This is a genomic window from Novosphingobium sp. BL-S-32, from assembly GCF_056857055.1.
This window is the reverse complement of sequence record NZ_CM166477.1, coordinates 376922-395000: the sequence shown is the minus strand read 5'-3', so window position 1 is coordinate 395000 and position 18079 is coordinate 376922. Positions and strand designations below refer to the sequence as shown.

General features: G+C 64.2%; 18 protein-coding genes. 12 read left to right on the top strand and 6 right to left on the bottom strand.

Annotated features, from left to right (window positions below):
• Positions 1-105: 105 nt before the first annotated feature.
• From AC1VVK_RS18610 to AC1VVK_RS18580, 7 genes are all read left to right on the top strand, one after another.
• Positions 106-522: a cupin domain-containing protein gene (locus AC1VVK_RS18610; protein ID WP_482906274.1), complete on the top strand. Its 417-nt coding sequence runs from the start codon at positions 106-108 to the stop codon at positions 520-522.
• Positions 512-1318 (top strand): class I SAM-dependent methyltransferase, encoded by an 807-nt coding sequence (locus tag AC1VVK_RS18605; RefSeq protein ID WP_482906273.1) that lies wholly within the window; start codon positions 512-514, stop codon positions 1316-1318. The genes AC1VVK_RS18610 and AC1VVK_RS18605 overlap by 11 nt, the downstream gene beginning before the upstream one ends.
• Before the next feature lie 311 nt (positions 1319-1629).
• Entirely contained in the window at positions 1630-3243 is a 1614-nt protein-coding gene (locus tag AC1VVK_RS18600) for a sensor histidine kinase (protein ID WP_482906272.1), read from the top strand.
• Complete coding sequence (locus AC1VVK_RS18595; RefSeq protein ID WP_482906271.1) at positions 3240-3905, top strand: response regulator; 666 nt, start codon at positions 3240-3242, stop codon at positions 3903-3905. The genes AC1VVK_RS18600 and AC1VVK_RS18595 overlap by 4 nt, the downstream gene beginning before the upstream one ends.
• Before the next feature lie 134 nt (positions 3906-4039).
• Complete coding sequence (locus tag AC1VVK_RS18590; protein ID WP_482906270.1) at positions 4040-4384, top strand: hypothetical protein; 345 nt, start codon at positions 4040-4042, stop codon at positions 4382-4384.
• A gap of 2 nt (positions 4385-4386) precedes the next feature.
• Positions 4387-5619, top strand: coding sequence for a hypothetical protein (locus AC1VVK_RS18585; protein ID WP_482906269.1), 1233 nt, complete (start codon positions 4387-4389; stop codon positions 5617-5619).
• A gap of 7 nt (positions 5620-5626) precedes the next feature.
• The gene (locus AC1VVK_RS18580) at positions 5627-6682 is read left to right on the top strand and encodes a nucleotidyltransferase family protein (protein ID WP_482906268.1); all 1056 of its coding nucleotides are present in this window, start codon (positions 5627-5629) and stop codon (positions 6680-6682) included.
• Positions 6683-6701: 19 nt separating this feature from the next.
• Here the strand turns inward: AC1VVK_RS18580 and AC1VVK_RS18575 are convergent, their stop codons facing one another.
• The 3 genes from AC1VVK_RS18575 to AC1VVK_RS18565 form a co-directional block, all read right to left on the bottom strand.
• Positions 6702-6857: a hypothetical protein gene (locus AC1VVK_RS18575; protein WP_007677795.1), complete on the bottom strand. Its 156-nt coding sequence runs from the start codon at positions 6855-6857 to the stop codon at positions 6702-6704.
• Positions 6858-6860: 3 nt separating this feature from the next.
• Complete coding sequence (gene rsgA, locus AC1VVK_RS18570; protein ID WP_482906267.1) at positions 6861-7907, bottom strand: ribosome small subunit-dependent GTPase A; 1047 nt, start codon at positions 7905-7907, stop codon at positions 6861-6863.
• Positions 7908-8166: 259 nt separating this feature from the next.
• Complete coding sequence (locus tag AC1VVK_RS18565) at positions 8167-9579, bottom strand: class I SAM-dependent methyltransferase (RefSeq protein WP_482906266.1); 1413 nt, start codon at positions 9577-9579, stop codon at positions 8167-8169.
• Between the two features lie 428 nt (positions 9580-10007).
• Here AC1VVK_RS18565 and AC1VVK_RS18560 point away from each other — a divergent pair, with 428 nt between their 5' ends.
• The 5 genes from AC1VVK_RS18560 (at position 10008) to AC1VVK_RS18540 (ending at position 14793) form a co-directional block, all read left to right on the top strand.
• A complete protein-coding gene (locus AC1VVK_RS18560; protein WP_482906737.1) occupies positions 10008-12071 on the top strand; it encodes a prolyl oligopeptidase family serine peptidase in 2064 nt (687 codons plus the stop codon).
• Between the two features lie 94 nt (positions 12072-12165).
• Complete coding sequence (locus tag AC1VVK_RS18555) at positions 12166-12612, top strand: MarR family winged helix-turn-helix transcriptional regulator (RefSeq protein ID WP_482906265.1); 447 nt, start codon at positions 12166-12168, stop codon at positions 12610-12612.
• A 47-nt stretch (positions 12613-12659) separates the two neighbouring features.
• Positions 12660-13217 (top strand): cysteine hydrolase family protein, encoded by a 558-nt coding sequence (locus AC1VVK_RS18550; RefSeq protein WP_482906264.1) that lies wholly within the window; start codon positions 12660-12662, stop codon positions 13215-13217.
• Positions 13218-13225: 8 nt separating this feature from the next.
• Positions 13226-13555, top strand: coding sequence for a hypothetical protein (locus AC1VVK_RS18545; RefSeq protein WP_482906263.1), 330 nt, complete (start codon positions 13226-13228; stop codon positions 13553-13555).
• Positions 13552-14793: an MFS transporter gene (locus tag AC1VVK_RS18540; RefSeq protein ID WP_482906262.1), complete on the top strand. Its 1242-nt coding sequence runs from the start codon at positions 13552-13554 to the stop codon at positions 14791-14793. The genes AC1VVK_RS18545 and AC1VVK_RS18540 overlap by 4 nt, the downstream gene beginning before the upstream one ends.
• A gap of 7 nt (positions 14794-14800) precedes the next feature.
• Here the strand turns inward: AC1VVK_RS18540 and AC1VVK_RS18535 are convergent, their stop codons facing one another.
• From AC1VVK_RS18535 to AC1VVK_RS18525, 3 genes are all read right to left on the bottom strand, one after another.
• Entirely contained in the window at positions 14801-15844 is a 1044-nt protein-coding gene (locus tag AC1VVK_RS18535; RefSeq protein ID WP_482906261.1) for an AI-2E family transporter, read from the bottom strand.
• A 144-nt stretch (positions 15845-15988) separates the two neighbouring features.
• On the bottom strand, positions 15989-16741 hold the full coding sequence (locus AC1VVK_RS18530; RefSeq protein ID WP_482906260.1) for an enoyl-CoA hydratase: 753 nt from the start codon (positions 16739-16741) through the stop codon (positions 15989-15991).
• Between the two features lie 151 nt (positions 16742-16892).
• Complete coding sequence (locus AC1VVK_RS18525) at positions 16893-18068, bottom strand: ROK family protein (RefSeq protein ID WP_482906259.1); 1176 nt, start codon at positions 18066-18068, stop codon at positions 16893-16895.
• Between the last annotated feature and the right edge of the window lie 11 nt (positions 18069-18079).

Below are 18079 nucleotides of genomic sequence, written 5' to 3'. Positions count from 1 at the left end.
CCGGCATTATGGCCGTTTGAGCGGCAAGATTGGCCGCTCACCGTGAGACAGTCAAATCGCAGGCATGCCATAAATTCGGCATCGCAAATCGCAGGGAGACGACAAATGGCAATCCGTGTGCACGACCAGTCTCGGTTGGAGTGGCGAAAGATCGGCGACATCCCGATGGGCTGGATGCGCGATCACATCGATCCATCAGAACTGGCGGGCCGTCTGAGTTTTCACGAACCCGGAAGTGACACGTCGATGCAGCTGATGGAAATGAGGCTCGCCCCGCAAACGCTGATCGCGCCCCACTCGCACGACGATGACGAGATCTTTTTCATCGTCGAAGGCTCGCTGCACTGGAGAGACAAGGCGCTGGGGCCCGGCGGTTCGCTCTATATCCCTGCCGGCACAGAATATTCATTCCGCGTCGGCAATGAGGCCGCGCGGCTGCTGAACTTCCGCGCGAGGGCCGATCACAGCTTCAACCCGTCAACCGGCAACAGCAAGCTAGCGGAGAAAGATCATGCCGGATGAGCAAAATCACAACGAACGCATAATCGGCCAGTTCTCGCGTCAGGCGGTGAGTTATGGGAAGCTGACCGGCAGCATGGGCAGCGACGATCGCCGGGCGGCCTTCGCTGCGCTGGTCGGGGCCATGCCGGACGATATAGCGCTCGACGTGTGTTGCGGCCCGGGCTCTCTCGCGCTGGATCTTGCCCCGTTCGTTTCGCAGGTGACAGGCCTGGATCTGACACCGGCGATGCTGGATCAGGCGCAGGGGGCTCAAGCATCGCGTGGCATCACCAACGCCGAATGGGTCGTGGGCGATGCGTTCCGAATGCCCTTCCCTGACGCCGCTTTCACCCTCGTCACCTGTTCCGCCGCATTCCATCATATGCGGGAGCCTCGTCTCGCGCTTGCCGAAATGGCACGCGTCTGCCGGGCAGGTGGCAGGATCGTGGTCAGGGACGTGACGCCCGAGGAGGCGAAATCCGCTGCCTATGACCGGATGGAACGCTTACGTGATCCCTCCCACGTCCACGCCCTTACGGCCGCGGAACTGGCGCATCTGGGCGAAGGACTGGGGTTGGATGATCCCCGGTTGCACGGCAGCATCACTCCCGATCTGCCATTCGACGCGGTCCTTGGCACGTCGTTTCCGGACGAGTGTTCGATCGCGGATCTGCGGGCGCTGTTCCAGACCGATGCCGAGGAGGGGCAGGATAGGCTGGGTTTCAGCGCCCGGATTGTCGATGGTGTGCTGTGCGTTTCCTATCACCAGACGACTGCCATCTGGATCAGGCCGCAAGTCGATGCCGCCTTCTCGTGACGATCGGCCCCGATAAGCCGTGCATCGCCATTGATCGGACGCTCATTTGAAACCACCCTGGCGATCGACCGGCGATTTGGGGGTACGCCAATTCCCCCCTTGCCCGAAAAGGGCCCCGACGCGCAGCTTCCCGTCACGATGAGGATCGAAGGCCGAGGGAGCGATGCGCGCCCGCAAACTCGTCCCCCGTGAATTCATCGCTATGAATTGTCGCCGGCGGGGTGCGCCAACGGCCGCAGGGGTTCTGCCGCGTGCCCGCCTTCCGAGAGCACGGATTGATGTCGAAGTCACGACCCGCGCGGCCTCCAAGATTGGCGAACAGGCCAAGCTTCGCGAACCGAATCGCGCAGGCCGATCCTGAAACGCTGATCGCCGTCGCGCGCCTCCTGGCCTCTAGCCTGTCCCTGGTCGCCGTCTTTCTGGACCCCACGACACCCCATTCGAATGTCACGGAAACCTACACCGTTCTCTGCCTCTACGTCGCAGTCAGCATTATCCTGCTGGTGCTTCCCGCGCCGCCGCGATGGCGCGAGCATTCGCGCGTGGCGCAGACGGCGATCGACGTCTTCACCTTGGGGCTACTTGCGCACTATTCCGACGATCTGCAGAGCCCGTTCTTTGTCTTTTTCACATTTGCCCTGATCAGTGCGACGATGCGGTGGGGCTGGCGCGGCGTTCTTGCCACTGCGGTCCTGCTTCAATTGCTGCTGGTCATCGTTGCTATCCCGGACATGCGCGCGGACGGCGACTGGTCCATGAACGTGCTGCTGATGCGGTTCGTCTATGCGTGGGTCGCCGCGCTCATGCTCGGTTATTTCGGCAGCTATCGCGCCCGAAACGAGCGCCGGTTGCAGGAACTTGCCTCCTGGCCGATCCGCATGATGCCCGATGACGACCGGCCCTGGCTGGCCGAAGCGCTCCAACATGCCGCCCGCGTGCTGGGGACCGATCACATCGTCGTCGTCTGGCAGGACCAGGACGAAGGCCATGGCACGATCGGTTTCTGGACCGGCGATCATTGCGAATTCGTCGACCGGGTGACCCTTCCCGCGCCGCTTTCAGAGCTCAAGGCGGCGGCAGCGACGGACCCGCGCGGGATGCTGCGACGGCTCAACTCGCGCGGTGGCAGCCCAGCATGGAACGCCATACTGGGCGGCGCAAGACAGTCCCTGCACCTCGCCGAGTTCAAGGGCATCCGCTACCACGGTCTGGTCATCGTGATCGATCCGGCGTTTCGGGACGAGAATGTCGAGGCGTTCACGCGCATCATCGGCGCGCGCATCGCGCTGGCATTGGAGCAGTTCTCGATAGCGAACGGCCTCGCCGCTGCGGCCAGCCTCAAGGAACGCGTCCGCGTGATGCGCGACATCCATGACAGCGTCCTGCAAGACCTGACGGCGGCAGTCTGGCAACTCGATGCGACGCGGGCGACGCTCCCGCCCGACGCGCAGCCGGTGATGAACAAGGTTCGCAACCTGCTCCAGCAGCAGCACACCCGACTGCGCACTTTGCTGAATGGCTCCCGCACGGACCGAAGCGCTCCCAGTTTCCTCAGGCACCAGTTGCATACGCTTGTCGAGCCGCTGGCCACGCAGTGGGCGTGCCGGCTCGACATATCGGTTGAACCAGAGAATCTGCGGGTCAGCGACGAGACTGCCACCGAACTCTGCCTCGCACTGTCCGAAGCGACGGCCAATGCCGTGCGACACGGATCCGCCGCGGCGCTGAAAATCGATATCCGGGCGCGACACGGCGACCTTCAGGTCGAAATCGCGGACGACGGCTGCGGCCTTGAGGCCCGCGCGGGGCTGCCGCAATCGCTGTGCGAGCGGATGGCGGATCTTGGCGGCACGCTCGTCGCCGCCGGGAGCGCGCACGGCTGCCGGCTGCGTCTGGTGTTCCCGATCGGGGCGGTGAACGGATGATCACGCTGGTCGTATGCGACGATCACCCGATGATCCTCAGCGGCATCCAGACTCTGCTCGGCGTCGATCCCGAATTGCAGGTGGTCGCCACCGCGCGCGACGGCGAAACCGCCTTGCGGAAAATCGAGGAGTATCAGCCCGATATTGCCCTCATCGATATCTACATGCCCGATCTGGACGGGTTGGACCTGCTCGGCCGGATCAATCGAGCGGGCTGGCCGGTCCGAGTGGTGCTGCTCAGCGCCGCGATTTCCGATGCGCAGGTTATCGAGGCCATTGCTGCCGGTGCGGCCGGTATCGTCCTGAAAGACATAGCACCCACAACGCTGGTCGAATGTCTGCGCAAGGTCGCGCGCGGCGGGCGCTGGCTGCCGCAGCACCTCGTCGCCGCCGCGATCAACCGGCGCCGGGCCGAGGAACGGGAGGTTTCTCCGTTCGAGAGCCTGACTCCGCGCGAATGGGAGGCCACCCGGCTGCTGGCCAAGGGTATGGCCAACCGGGATATCGCGGGGGAACTCGCCATCAGCCTGGGGACCGTCAAGATCCATCTGCACAGCATCTATTCCAAGCTTGGCGCCGACAATCGGACCACGGTGGCTTTGATGGTCGCCCGTTATGCCGACGCCCATCCAGCGCCGGACAGCGCAGGCGAACTCCCCTAAAGCCGCCGGAGGCTCGCCCATGAGAGCTATATCGCCCGATAGATGCTTCCCCGCTGCCACAGGCCTATTCAGCATATCAGTCCCGACTTTTCACGGTGAGGGTGCCCTCGCCGAAACGGCACAGGGGAACGGCCATGGACGATCGAGCTTCCGATCTCATCGGTGACACGCACCGGCGCGATTTTCTCAAGACGGCCGGTCGCTTCGCGCTCACCGTGCCGCCGGCGATGACGGTGCTGCTCTCCACATCGCTGGTCTCTCCGGCAATCGCGGCCTCTGGCGGCGGCGGTGGTGGGGGTGGAGGAGGAGACGGCGGTGGAGGTAGCTCCGGCGGCGGCGACGGTGCTTCTGGCAGCAGTGGCGGTGGCGGAGACTCCGGCGGAGGCGGCGGCTTTGGTGATGGCGGTGGCGGTGGCGGCATCAAATCCGGCGGCGGCATGGGTAGCGGCGACCGGGGCGGTGGCGGGCACGGCCACTGACAATGGCCGGCGCGGAGGGTCCGCAAACACCTCACGCGCTGTGCACATTGCTGGCCGCCGATGTTCAGCCTTCGACCGGCGCCTTTCAAGGCCCTGGTTCCGATCGGCGTAACACGGCGCCCGCGGACCAAAACCTGCAATGGCAGTTTGCCCCCGGCGTCGCGGTCGTTTCCCTTTCCGACCGCGACGCCTTGTTTTGCGAGACCGCGCAAAAGCTCTACGCCCTCGACCCTTTCGCTGCGCTGGTTGCCAGGAAACTGACGAGCGGCCCCGCTCCGCTCGGCCACCTGATCGCGTGCTGCACCCGCCATGGTATGGACAAGCGGGATGCGGAAGATGCGGTTACCGCGTTGATATCCTTGTGGTCTGGCGCGGAATTGCTCGCCGTCGGACTTGGATCGACCAACGAGGTGATGCGCCGTTTCCCGCTCGATCTCGCGGGCATTCCCATTGATGTGGAGATCGGTGCGGGCCTTGGATCACTTGCGATGCCGGCCGCTGCCCGAAAGCGGCAGGACGCCGAGGCGGTGCCGCGTTGGCAGATCCGCCGTTGGGGCACGGACGCTGCCCTGCCCAAAGTGGTCATCTCGCGGCACGGCAAGCCGGCCAGCATTGCGAGGCTTGATCAGGCCATTCCCACACTGAAAGCGCGTCTGGTCGATGACGTGCTCACGGCCAGCGACCGGATCGCCCTGCACTGCGCCGTACTTGTGCGAGGAAACCGCGCGCTTCTGCTCAGCGGCGCGCCAGGAGCGGGCAAGAGCACCCTTTCCGTCGCGCTGACCGCCGCAGGCTTCGGCTATGCCGCAGATGACGTGGCCCTGCTGGATCACGCCGGGATGGTACAGGGCCTGTCCTTCTATCCCACACTGAAGCGCGGTTCGTGGGACCTGCTGCCCGGCTATGGAGACGTGATCGGGCGAACAGCCGTGCATCAACGGCTCGACGGCGCGACCTTGCGTTACTTGCCCATGCCGGAACCGCGCACCGGCATTTATCCGGTGGACTGGATCGTTCTGCTCGCCCGCGACGACGGAATGCCCGCTGCACTGACCCCGCTCGAACCGCTCGCTACGCTCGAATTCCTGCTCCAAGGCGCCTACGCCCGCACCGGACGCTCAACCCTGTCGGACGTGCAGATGCTCAGCCGTCTGGTGGGACGCGCGCAATGCCGGCGTCTCTCTTATGCGAATCTGGACGAAGCCGTCCGGCTGCTCGACCGCGCCACCGAGTAAGGATGCAATGATCGGCATCCGAACCTTCGCCGCCGCGCTCGACGGCAGAATACCCGACAGGTGCGATTGGGAGGACCTCATCGGCCGGGCCAACCGCACGATGACAACGGCCTCCCTCGGCTCCCGCTTGGCGTGGCGCCCCGACGTTCCCGAGGATGCTCTCGCCTTTCTGGCCGCCGTCGTCGAGGCAAACGTCGAGCGCAATCGGCGGTTGATGCTCCTGCTGGAGGACGTTCTCGGCGCACTGGCCGATACGGGCCCGCCGCCGATACTGATCAAAGGCGCGGCCTTGCTCGTGGAGCTTGGCGCTCCGGCGGCACGAGGCCGGATTCTCGGCGATATCGACCTGATGCTGCCTGAAAGCGCGATGCCTGGGGCGCGGAGATGTTTTGGCCGGCTCGGCTTCCGGATACACTACGAAAGTGGTTTGGACGGCGCCCCCCTCGTCCTCTACCGAAGCAGCGACGTGGGCATGCTCGACCTCCACTGCCGGACCAAGGGAAGCAACCCCCGCTTCGATTACCCAATGCTCTCGGCGCATTGCCGGCCCGTGGAGATCGGCCGACAGCGGGCCCTGCAACCGTCCCCGGCCGCGCAGGCCGCCGTGCTGGTCTCGCACGACCAGCTGCAGGAACTCGATTACTGGCGCGGGCTGGTGGATATGCGCCATCTCGTCGATCTTGCGGGGCTGGCCCGGTCAGGCGAAGGGATCGACTGGCAGGAACTCGATGGCTTCTTCACCGCTCGGCAGGCTCGGCGCGCGCTGCGTACGCAGTTGCTGGCATTGCGATCGCTGTTCGCGGTGCCGGTACCGCAGGAATATTGCAGCGGCTTGTGGCCCCGCATCCAGCATCGGCGCCAATTGCTCCAGGCCGACTGGCCCGGACTGCGCTGGCCGCTGACGCTGGCTGCGCTGGCGTTGCAAATGCCGCGCGGCATCCGGGAAGACCCGTCACCCGCCCCGCACGGATGGGCGCGAGATTCGCTGCCCGCCCTGCTCCATCGGGCCCATCACCTGACTCGCCGGGCCGTTCGATCACCCGGCCCCGGAAAATATTGCTGAAGCGTAACTGTCCTGCCGGTCAGCCCGCCTTCTTGGCCTTGTGCTCGGCCAGCAGCTTGTCCAGTTCCGCGATCCGGAGCCGTTCGGGCGTGCCTTTGGCAAGGCCTTTCAGGCGGCATGCGGCCCACAGGCTCTTCCGTTCGGATTCCAGCGCCTTCAGATAAAGATCAGCCATGGGTCATTTCCTTTCGCCGGGCTTTCCGGCCCGGCTACGCCGCCCGGCCATAGTGCCGGTATTGCTGTTATCTTCCGCAGTGAGCTTGCGCCATCGCTCAAGCCGGTGGGGTTCGAGCGCGCCCTCTGCAATCGCGGCCTGAATTGCGCAACCCGGCTCTTTCCTGTGACTGCAATTCGTGAATCGGCATTCGAGGGTCAGAAGCTCGATGTCGTCGAACACTTCCGCCAGTCCAGAGGTCGCGTCCGCCAGCTTGAACTCCCGCATTCCGGGCGTATCCATCAGCCAGCCGCCCTGCGCCAGTCGGTGCATTTCGCGCACCGTGGTCGTATGGCGGCCCTTGCTGTCGTGTTCGCGCACGGCCTGGGTGGTAATCGAATCCGAACCGCGCAGCGTATTGACCAGCGTCGACTTGCCGACGCCGGACGATCCCATCAGCGCAACGGTCTGGCCCGGTCCGCAATACTTCGCCAGCGGCAAGGCGCTGGCACCCTCGCGCGCGTTGACGGTTTCGACCCGCAGACCGGGCTGAAGCCCCATCGCGGCCTCGCGGTATTTGTCCGGCGTGTCGGTCAGGTCGATCTTGGTCAGCACGATCACCGGAGTGACCCCCACTTCCCGCGCGAGCACGAGATAACGCTCCAGCCGGGGAATGCTGAAATCGTGATTGCAGGAGGCGACAATGAAGAGCGTGTCGACATTCGCCGCGATCAACTGGACGCGGCGATCATTGCCCGGTGCGGGCCGCTTGAACAGGCTCTCGCGCCTCAGGAGCCGCACCGGTTCAGGACTATCGGCACCGATCAGCAGCCAATCGCCTGCGGCGGGCCGATCTTCCGGTCCCTGCGGGTTCGGCAGGCGTGATGAAATCAGGCGGTCGATCCCCTCGCCCAGCACCGCGACGAGGCCGCGATAGACGGACATGACCCGCACCGGGCGGCATGTTTCCCGCTCCTCGTCGGACAGCTGTTCGCTGAAGAAGGGTCTCCAGCCGAGATCGGCGAGTGTGGGCGCGGAGGCTTCCATAGGTTCCCGGCGGGCGACTTTCATAACGGGTTCCCGACGCCGCGAGACATGGGAACGCTTTGGGAGTCCGGCTATACAGCCTGTCCGCGGCGCGGATGCGCCGGGACCGTGGTCCGGATCGATGCCCGAACCACGGGACAACATGCCGCATACAGATCTGCCGCCCGCTTGGATACGACTCCTTGCATCCGCTCCGTCATTCGACGGCCGGACCGGCACGCGTAATCCGAAAGATCTCTAACTCCTCAGCGCGAAGGCCCGATCCTAGGCGGGCAGACGCCGATCAGGCCATTTCGCGTGCGTCCGCTCGATCCGTCCTTTCAAAGGCAAGGAAAGTGATGCGACTGTCGCGTCCTGTGTTCCACGGCGCGCGATTGTAATGCTCATATTCCGGCTTGGAATAGTGCACGAGCCGGAAACCCAATTCCTGCATCAGGAAGATGTAGTATTCCGGATCGCGATTGAAGACGGGCGGATTGCCCTCCCGGCGCCAACGCACGTCCATCAATTCGGCAATGATGATCCGCTGCCGGCCTCTCACCGCCTCGATCAGCAGCGGCACGAGCGCTTCATCGGACACATGCAGAAGAACGGTATAGAACAACGCCGTCACCGCATCCGGATACCGATATCCCTGATCGTGGATGCGGAAGTTCTGAGCTGGAAGCGTGGCCCGCGCCTGGGCAAGGGAATGCGGATTGACGTCTACGCCGATATAGCCGTCATCGAACAGCGACGCGATGCGACCGACGCCGCAACCGATTTCCAGTACGGGAAAATGACCGTCAATCGCGATCGCCAAGGCCGATCCGAGGTCGAAGCCCTCAGGAAATTCGAACTGCGTTGCCGGAATGATGTGGTCCACGCCTTCCTGGATCCAGAACGCTTCTTCCGGCGTGCGCCAGAGCGTATTCGTGGCCCGGTCCCGCATTCCGCCTTCGGTGAACTGCGCTGCCTCGTGATCGGTTTTGCGGCCGTCGGCCTTCGCCTGTCGCGACGCCTGCCAATGGCGGATGACGGTAGGCTCGTTACAAGGCGCGCCTTCGATATGCAGATACGAACGGGGCAGCCAGCTCGTCTTCAGCGGACGCGTGCTGGCGATGTCGCACCAGGCCGAGCACAAATGGACCTGATCCCATGTCAGCGGATCGGCGCGGCAACGCACCAGCCATTGCTGCAGCAGGGCCTCGGCCTCGGCCGTCTTGCCGAAATAGACGGTGCCGGAGCAGAATTCCCAGCCGCGGTCGTGGGCCTGGTGGTCCCATGTCCACTTATGCAGCGCGACATCGGCCGTGAGCGCCGAGAAGAGATCGGGCAGTGCCTCGACGGTAGCATCGGCGTCCAACCAGACGATCGGCCGATCGGAGGCCTTCCACTGCTCGTAGACGAATTCCGCCTTGTAGGCGCAGTTGAGTTCCCAGCGGCCAAGGCTGTCGATCGGATGCAGCACATAGTCCAGACCGAACCCGTCCAGCGTTGCGCGAAGCCGTGCGGCGTGGTCCGCATATTCGTTGTGCGCGGTATAGAATGAGACGATCCGGAACGGGCTTCGTCCCGCAGGCAGGATCTCGACGATCTCACCCGGTTCGGCGCCACGTTCAAGATCACGGCCGATGAAGCTCTTCACGGTGTAGGACCGGTCGGCCTCATGGCCGAGCGGCGACACGGCAAGCGTGGCGGAGTTCTGGAGATTCATCACCGGCAACCTATAGAATGGCCCCGCCCGCGAGGCGCGAAACACCTCGGCAGGCAGAGCAAATGCTGGACCGGCGCTCGCGCCCCGGCCTTCCTTTTCTCTTATAGAGCGATCGCGCCGCGCAGGACGAAATGGCCGAACGCATCGAGCAATTGTCCAATAGCCCGTGACTTGTCCCGATGCCGCAACCGAGCCTTCAAGCTCAAAGCCCCATCATCCCCGCGAAGGCGGGGGCACATCGAAACGGCACCGGCCTTTTGCGCCGAATTCGTCCACGCCTGCCAACACACCGAAATCAAAGCGTAACCGCTTGCCCGGCGTGTCGCAGGCGCTAGGCTCCCCCAATCGATCTTTCGGGGGGAACAATCTTGACGCCCATCCTGCGTACCGCGCTTGCCAGCACGCTCGCCTTTCTGAGTTTCATGCCCATGTCACATGCCGCAACGCCCGCTCCTGCCGACCCCCGCGATCCCCCCGATGCGTGGATCTGGCTGGAGGATCTCGACGGCAAGAGCGCGATGGACTGGGTGGAAGCCCACAACGCGAAGACGGAGGGCCGGCTCGAAGCCGATCCGCGCTACAAGACCTTCTATGACGAGGCGCTCAGGATCTTCGGCGCGGAAGACCGAATTCCCGCCCCCCGCTTCCTGAACGGGCAGATCTACAATTTCTGGCAGGACGAGCAGCACTTGCGCGGCATCTGGCGGCGCACATCGCTCGATGACTACCGCCGTGCGCAGCCCAACTGGCAGACCGTTCTCGACATCGATGCGCTGGGCAAGGCGGAAGGCAAGAGCTGGGTCTACAAAGGCGCCGACTGCCTTGAGCCGGAGCAACGGCTTTGCCTGATCTCACTCTCCAACGGCGGCGAGGACGCTGTCGAGACGCGCGAATTCGATCTCGCGTCGGGTACTTTCGTGCAAGGCGGATTCCACCTTCCCCGCGCCAAGCAGAGCGTCACGTGGGAAGATGCCGACCATCTGCTCGTCGCCACCGAATGGACACCGGGCGATGTCACCGAGTCGCTCTATCCCTATATCGTCAAGCGCCTCGCGCGCGGCCGGCCGCTGTCTGAAGCGACGGAGATCTTCCGCGGGCAGAAGAGCGACGTCGGCGTTTTCCCTGCCGTGCTGCAGGATGGGCAGGGCAACACGCTCAAGCTGATCACACGCGCGATCGACTTCTTCCATCAGCAAAGCCTGGTGATCGGCACGGACGGCAAAGTGCACGAACTGGCCATACCGCAGAAGGTCTCTGTGGCCGGTCTCGTCGCCGGTGAAGTCGTGTTCCGCCTCGACGAGGCATGGGGAGACCTTCCCACCGGCGCGGTGGCGACTGCACCGCTTGCCGAAGTGCTGGCTCGTCCTGAAGCGATCAAGGCCCGGATCGCCTGGAAGCCGGGCCCGCGCGAAGCGCTGGAAGCGGTTTCCATCACGCGTGACCGCCTGCTGCTGTCCATTCTCGACAACGTCAATGGCCGCCTGCTCTCGCTCGCACCCGCCGCGAACGGGAGATGGACCACGACGGCGCTACCGCTGCCGGACAAGCTGGCATTGGAATTCAGCGCCGCCGATACCCGCAGCAACCTCACGTTCGCCTCGGCGGAAGGTTTCACCACGCCCAGCACGCTCTATCTCGTCGACGCCGCGACCGGCAGCGCCGCGCCGGTGAAGAGCCTGCCGCCGCGCTTCGACGCCACCGGCCTTGTCGTCGAGCAACGCGAGGCGAAGTCGACCGACGGCACCGTGATCCCTTACTTCCTCGTCCACCGTAAGGACATGCCGCTGGACGGTTCGACCCCGGTGCTGCTCAATGCCTATGGCGGCTTCCAGTCGAGTTCGACGCCGTTCTATTCGGGAAGCTACGGCAAGCTCTGGCTCGAACATGGCGGCGCCTTCGCGCTGGCCAACATTCGCGGTGGCGGCGAGTTCGGGCCGGAATGGCACGAGGCCGCACTTAAGACCAAGCGGCAGGTCGCCTATGACGACTTTGCCAGCGTCGCGCGCGACATGATCGCCAAAAAGATCACCTCGCCGCGCCGGCTCGGGATCATCGGCGGCTCGAACGGCGGCCTGCTGATGGGTGTCGAGATGACGGAATTCCCCGAACTCTACAATGCGGTGGTGATCCAGGTGCCGCTGCTGGATATGATCCGCATCAGCAAGATCGCTGCCGGCGCGAGCTGGCAGGGCGAGTACGGCGATGTCTACGCCGATCCCGAAGCGCGGGCCTTCTGGCTCAAGAAATCGCCCTATCACGCGCTGCGCAAGGGCGTGAACTATCCGGAGCCCTACATCTTCACCACCACGCGCGACGACCGCGTCGGCCCGCAGCACGCCCGCAAATTCGCGGCGCGGATGGAGGAACTGGGCCTGCCCTTCTACTTCTACGAGAATACCGAAGGCGGCCACGGCTCTGGCGCGGATATCCGCCAATCCGCCAAGACCACGGCACTGTGGATGACCTACATTACCCAGAAGCTGAGGGATTGATCGAAGGAAGGGGCGCTGCTGCCAGCGCCCCTTTCCCGCTTTCCTAAAGGAAGTTTAACTTTACAGTTAGGCTTCATATTTCTATAGGACGGCCATGAGCGTTTCGTCCGATGATCAACTGCACGTCACCGTGCTAGCGCAGGATCTGCGCCGCATTGCCGGCAAGCTGAAACGTCGGCTTCGCGAACAGGCGAGTGTCGGCGATCTGCCCCCTTCGCAGACCTCGGTGCTGCTGCGGCTCGAAAAGCACGGGCCCGCCACAACGTCCGACCTCGCCCGACTGGAAGGCATGCGCCCGCAATCGATGGGCGCCGTCGTGGCCGCGCTGGAGAGCGCCGGCCTAATATGCGGCGCGCCGGATCCGGCCGATGGCCGGAAAACCCTGCTGTCGCTGACCGAGCAGTGCCGGACATGGATCGGCGAAGGCCGCGCCGCACGGCAGGACTGGCTTTCCCGCATGATCAGGGCACGGCTCTCGCCGGCCGAGCAGGACCAGCTCATTGCGGCGATCCCGTTGCTGGAGCGGCTCGTGAACGATTGACGGTTGAACATGGGCGCGTGTGCCGCGCTTGCAGAAAGGGCAATCCCATGGCGCTGACCGCGCTCGATCCCATGACGGCGCTCGTCATTGTCGATCTTCAGAAGGGCCTTGTGGGTGCGCCCTTCCCCGCTCCGATTGGCGGTGTGGTAGAGCGCAGCCGCGCGCTGGCGGACGCCTTTCGCGCGAGGGAGCTGCCGGTCGTGCTGGTCAACGTCGACGGCGGTGCGCCGGGACGAACGGAGCAGCCCCGCCGCCCCATGGACAAACTCGCCGACGATTTCACGCAGATCATTCCCGAACTGGACCAGCGGCCAAACGACCTCGTCGTAACAAAGCGGACCTGGGGCGCATTCGCGAGCACCGATCTGGAAGCACGGCTGAAAGCGGCGGGGGTAACGCAAGTCGTCATCACCGGCGTGGCGACCGGAACCGGTGTCGAATCGACCGCGCGCCAGGCCTATGAGCTTGGCTTCAATGTCACGCTTGTCATCGACGCGATGGCCGACACCCGGCCCGAAGCCCACGATCACGCCATCAAGAACGTGTTCCCGAGACTGGGCGAAACCGGCCTGACGGCCGATGTTCTTGCCCTGCTGGAAAGGTAATTCGTAAAATGCCCTGGCTCCATCTCCTGTCCTATTTCGCCGGCGGTGCCACACTGGCGAACGCGCTTCCGCATTTCGTCAGCGGGATGATGGGCCGCGCCTTCCAGAGCCCCTTCGCGACGCCGCCGGGCGAAGGCCTGTCATCCTCGACAGTGAACGTGCTGTGGGGCTTCGCCAACCTTGTGCTTTTCTATCTGCTGGTCTGCCGGGTCGGCGATTTCAACTTGCGCGACCCGGCACAGGCGGCCGCACTCGGGCTGGGGATGCTGCTGCTCGGCCTGTTCACCGCTCGGCACTTCGGCCGCTTCCACGGCGGCAACACGCCGGAACGTTCATGAACGCTCCGACCACAGGTGCCTTCCGCTCGCTGCGGGGGTTCAATTACCGGGTCTGGACCGCAGGGGCCTTCGTGTCGAACATCGGCACCTGGGTGCAGCGCACGGCGCAGGACTGGCTGGTGCTGACGACGCTCACGCACCACAGCGCCTCGGCCGTGGGTATCGTCATGGCCCTGCAATTCGGGCCGCAATTCCTGTTCCTGCCGTGGACGGGCTTTGCCGCCGACCATTTCAACCAGCGCAAGCTGTTGATCCTTACCCAGACGGCAATGGGCGTACTGGCCCTAGTGCTGGGCCTGCTGACCGTTACCGGCGTCGTGCAGCTATGGCATGTCTATGTCTTCGCCTTCCTGTTCGGCACCGCGGCGGCGTTCGACGCGCCGGTGCGCCAGACGTTCGTCGCCGAACTGGTGGGGGACGCCGATCTGACCAATGCAGTGGCGCTCAACTCGACATCGTTCAATGCCGCGCGGCTGATCGGACCCGCAGTCTCGGGCCTCATCATTGCCATGGTCGGAACCGGATGGGCCTTCCTCATCAACGGCGCATCGTTCATGGCCGTGCTGGCCTCGCTCTTCCTCCTGCGTACCGGGGAGTTGCATTCGAACCCTCGCGCGAAGCGCACCAGGGGGAGCTTTACCGAGGGATTTCGCTATGTCTGGGGGCGGCCGGACCTCAAGGCGATCCTGATCATGCTGTTCATTGTCGGCACGTTCGGCCTGAACTTTCCGATCTTCATTTCGACCATGGCGGTCCGCATCTTCCATGCAGACGCGCGCGGTTATGGCTTCCTGTCCTCGGCCATGGCCATCGGGACAATGAGCGGCGCCCTGTTCAACGCCCAGCGCGACAAGCCGCGTTTCGAGGCTCTGATGCTCAGCGCCGGTGTGTTCGGGCTCGGCTGCGCGCTGGCCGCGATCGCGCCCGATTTCTGGCTCTTCGCGGCCGCGCTGGTGCTCACCGGGGTTGCGGCGCTCGTCTTCACCAACACGACCAACAGCCTCATGCAGCTCTCTACCGAACCCGCCATGCGCGGACGCGTGATGGCGCTGCGCGTCGGCGTGGCGCTGGGAGGAACGCCGATCGGAGCGCCGATCGTCGGTTGGATCGCGGACCACCTCAGCCCGCGCTGGGCGCTGGGCGTCGGCGCGGCGTCCGGTGTCGCGGCTGCGCTTGTCGGGGGCTACGCCCTGTTCGCGGCCCGGCAGCGGCGAGCGGCAGCGCCCCACGCCTCCTGAGGCAGTATCATTCCGCCTCTGCCGAATTTGCCGCAGCAGCCTTGCCGAACAGCTCGACCACCCAGCGGCTGCGCGGATGGAGCCCGCAGAACGTGATGATCGCAACCGTGATCGGCACGGCGAGCAGAGTGCCGAGGATTCCCCACAGGAACGTCCAGAAGAAGATCACGAACAGCACCAGCATCGGCGAAATCGACAGGACGCTGCCCGCGACGCGCGGCTCGATATAGCTGCCTACCATGAACTGGATGACGTTGAGGCAGAGGAACACGAGAATGACCGCCTGCCACGTGTCGAAAGTCGTCATCGCCAGCAGCGTGGGCAGCAGGGTGGCGAAGAACGGGCCGATAAACGGAATATAGTTGAGCGCGAAGGCGATCACGCCCCACTCCCCCGCAAACGGCAGCCCGACCACGCGCGCAAAAAGCCAGACGAGCAGGCCCGTCAGCACGCTCATCAGCGTCCGCACCATTAGATGGCGGCGATAGTGGCCGGCGATGATGCGGGTGCCTTCCAGCAGCATCCACGACGCCTCGCGGTTCCTCATGACCGCGATCTTCGCGCGCATGTCGTCCACCTCCAGCAGTCCAAGCAGCAGGTAGGTGATGGCGATGATCCAGAAGGTGAGCGTCGTCTGCAAATGCCCGCCGACCTGCCGGATGGCGCTGATCGTCCAGGCGAGATCGACATATTCCGACCACAAGCCGGCAATCGAAAATCCCTGGATCTCGAACCGGTCCGCCAGATGCTCCAGAAGGTACTGGTAGCGGGCCGTGTCGAGCATGATCGGGCGAATGACCCGGCCGACTGCCCAGCTGAAGATCAATACGAACAGGAAGCCGATCGCAAGCGTCGCCAGCAAAGTAAGCGCCAGCGCCAGCAGCTTGGGCAGCCGCGCCTGCAACATGCGCTGAAGCGGCCAGACCAGAGCCATAATGTATAGCGCAACGACAAGCGGCGCGAATACACTGCCGGCATAATAGGCCGCGGCCGTCATCAGGATCACTGCGATGATGGACACCGGAACACTTAGCGCACGGTCAGTCGTCATCCGATTTATCCCTGACGCGCATTGAAGGGCAGGTCGAACGAAGCTGTACCAATCTCCGGCACTTAGCAATCACGAAGTGTATTTATTGTCTCGGCATTCGCGGCATCGTCTCAAATAGTGGATCGCCACACCGCCCGGCGCTCGTCATCGGAAGACGGGCGGGCGTTTCTCGAAAAAGGCCGTGAAGGCTTCTTTTGCTTCCGGCGAGCTGATCGCCTGCGTGAAGACCTGCGCTTCCTCTTCGATGCGCGCGGCGACGATGGCGGGGTCTCCCTTCATCAACCGGCGCGTGGCCAGCAGAGCCTGCGGCGGCTTGCCCATCAATATCGCCGCTTTGGCGCGCGCATGTTCGAGCAGTCCAACCGCCGGGACCACGGCAGTGACAAGTCCCGCACGGTCAGCCGCTTCCGCGTCAATCGGCTCTCCCAGCAGCAGCATCGCCGCAGCCTTGGCATAACCGAAGGTCGACGGCGCCAGCAGGCTCGATGCCGCTTCGGGCACCAGCCCCAGATTGACGAAGGGCATGACGAAGCGTGCATCGGGCGCCGCATAGACCAGATCGCAGTGGAACAGCAGGGTCGTTCCCACGCCCACCGCCAGCCCCTGCACTGCTGCGACGACCGGTTTTTCGAAGCGTGCGATAGCCCGGATGAAATCGAGCGCGGCGGCCGCGCCATCCGGTCCGGCCATGAAGTCGGCAAGGTCATTGCCGGCGCAGAAGGCGTCTCCCTTCCCGACAATCAGCACCACGCCGCATTCCGCGCGGGCCGACGCATCCGCTAGGGCGGCCGTCATGGCACGGTACATCGAGGCGGTCAGGGCGTTCTTCTTCTCGGGGCGAGTGATTTGAATTTCGAGAACGCCGTTCGCTTCGATCAGCTCAATTCCTTCGCTCACGCAGTTCTCTCTCCGACAGGTTGGATCCGCCTATAGCCGATGACCAATCCCATGGCGATCCGCCCCCAGACAGCTCCTTGCGGCCGATCCCTGTTCCAAATCGGCCGCGATGCAGATGTTAATTTAGACCGTGAAATAGTTCAGCGGCAAATCAGGCCGAAGAGTAGAGATGCTCCAGAACCATCGCTGCCGCCCCGCGCGCGAAGGCGCCCTTGTCCCAGGCCTTGAAGTACAGCTTGGTGCGCCGCCGCAAAGTCGGAAACGTGTTCTGCTCCAACGCCGCGAAGAAAGTGCCGCGCAGTTTGTCCATCATCGCGATGGGCGGGCCGCAAAGGATGACGGCCTCCGGATCCTGCATGGTTATGTGATTGGCCACCGCAACGCCGAGATAGTGGCTCGCCTGCTCCAGCACCGGCCAGATGTCGATTGCGGCGACCGCATGCTCGGCCATCAGTTCCTCGAAGAACCGGCCCATCTCTTCATAGCGTGGCTCCGCCCTGCCCAGCCGTTCGCACGCCTGCCGAATGATGGCATGTATCGAGCAATATGCCTGAATACAGCCTCGAGCGCCGCAGTGGCAGAGGCGGCCGGTGTCCGGCACGACCTTCACGTGCCCGAATTCGGAAGCGATCCCGTGCGCGCCGCTGATCAACTGCCCGCCCCTGTAAAGCGCGGCGCCAATGCCGAGATCGACGTTGATCAGCGTGAAGTCGCCCAGTTGAGCGCCTAGGCCGTACCAATGCTCTGCGCGCGCCAGCAGATTGATGTTGTTGTCGACCAGCGTCGGAATGCCGAGAGCCCGCTCGACAATCCCGCCGAAATCGCAGGGACCGGGCTCGAAAGTGAGGATCTGTTCGACAATGCCGGTGCGATTGTCGACAACGGCGGGAATGCCGACCCCGATCCGGTAGATGTCCTCCCGGCGCACGGGCCAGCCGGCGATGGCGGTTTCCAGGGCCGCCACGAATTGCCGCGCGAAGTCCGCGATGCTGGTCGTGGGGGTCAGCAGTGCCGTTGAAACGGCAAGGCTCTCGCCTCTGAGATTGACGATCTCCAGCAGCAGTTCGCCGTCGTTCGTCGCGGTAATCCCGACAACGTATTTGCCCTCGGGATTGATCCGCAGGTTGACCCTTGGCCGCCCGGGCGCATTCGAAACCACTTTTTCCTCGATCACGATGCCCCGCTTGACCAGATCGGCAGTGATCGCGGTGATGGTGCCGCCCGTCAGGCCGGTGAACTTCACAAGATCGGTTCGGGCGACCGGCTCGCTGGCTCGCAGCTTCTTGAGCAACAGCACACGGTTATGTTCCTGGTCCGTAAGTCGCATGCGCATTCCAT

Excerpts from the sequence above, each read along its gene's own strand:
- AC1VVK_RS18610 (WP_482906274.1), top strand. The coding sequence starts at position 106 with ATGGCAATCCGTGTGCACGACCAGTCTCGGTTGGAGTGGCGAAAGATC.
- AC1VVK_RS18605 (WP_482906273.1), top strand. The coding sequence starts at position 512 with ATGCCGGATGAGCAAAATCACAACGAACGCATAATCGGCCAGTTCTCG.
- AC1VVK_RS18595 (WP_482906271.1), top strand. The coding sequence starts at position 3,240 with ATGATCACGCTGGTCGTATGCGACGATCACCCGATGATCCTCAGCGGC.
- AC1VVK_RS18590 (WP_482906270.1), top strand. The coding sequence starts at position 4,040 with ATGGACGATCGAGCTTCCGATCTCATCGGTGACACGCACCGGCGCGAT.
- AC1VVK_RS18585 (WP_482906269.1), top strand. The coding sequence starts at position 4,387 with ATGGCCGGCGCGGAGGGTCCGCAAACACCTCACGCGCTGTGCACATTG.
- AC1VVK_RS18580 (WP_482906268.1), top strand. The coding sequence starts at position 5,627 with ATGATCGGCATCCGAACCTTCGCCGCCGCGCTCGACGGCAGAATACCC.
- AC1VVK_RS18575 (WP_007677795.1), bottom strand. The coding sequence starts at position 6,857 with ATGGCTGATCTTTATCTGAAGGCGCTGGAATCCGAACGGAAGAGCCTG.
- rsgA (WP_482906267.1), bottom strand. The coding sequence starts at position 7,907 with ATGAAAGTCGCCCGCCGGGAACCTATGGAAGCCTCCGCGCCCACACTC.
- AC1VVK_RS18565 (WP_482906266.1), bottom strand. The coding sequence starts at position 9,579 with ATGAATCTCCAGAACTCCGCCACGCTTGCCGTGTCGCCGCTCGGCCAT.
- AC1VVK_RS18560 (WP_482906737.1), top strand. The coding sequence starts at position 10,008 with ATGTCACATGCCGCAACGCCCGCTCCTGCCGACCCCCGCGATCCCCCC.
- AC1VVK_RS18555 (WP_482906265.1), top strand. The coding sequence starts at position 12,166 with ATGAGCGTTTCGTCCGATGATCAACTGCACGTCACCGTGCTAGCGCAG.
- AC1VVK_RS18550 (WP_482906264.1), top strand. The coding sequence starts at position 12,660 with ATGGCGCTGACCGCGCTCGATCCCATGACGGCGCTCGTCATTGTCGAT.
- AC1VVK_RS18545 (WP_482906263.1), top strand. The coding sequence starts at position 13,226 with ATGCCCTGGCTCCATCTCCTGTCCTATTTCGCCGGCGGTGCCACACTG.
- AC1VVK_RS18540 (WP_482906262.1), top strand. The coding sequence starts at position 13,552 with ATGAACGCTCCGACCACAGGTGCCTTCCGCTCGCTGCGGGGGTTCAAT.
- AC1VVK_RS18535 (WP_482906261.1), bottom strand. The coding sequence starts at position 15,844 with ATGACGACTGACCGTGCGCTAAGTGTTCCGGTGTCCATCATCGCAGTG.
- AC1VVK_RS18525 (WP_482906259.1), bottom strand. The coding sequence starts at position 18,068 with ATGCGACTTACGGACCAGGAACATAACCGTGTGCTGTTGCTCAAGAAG.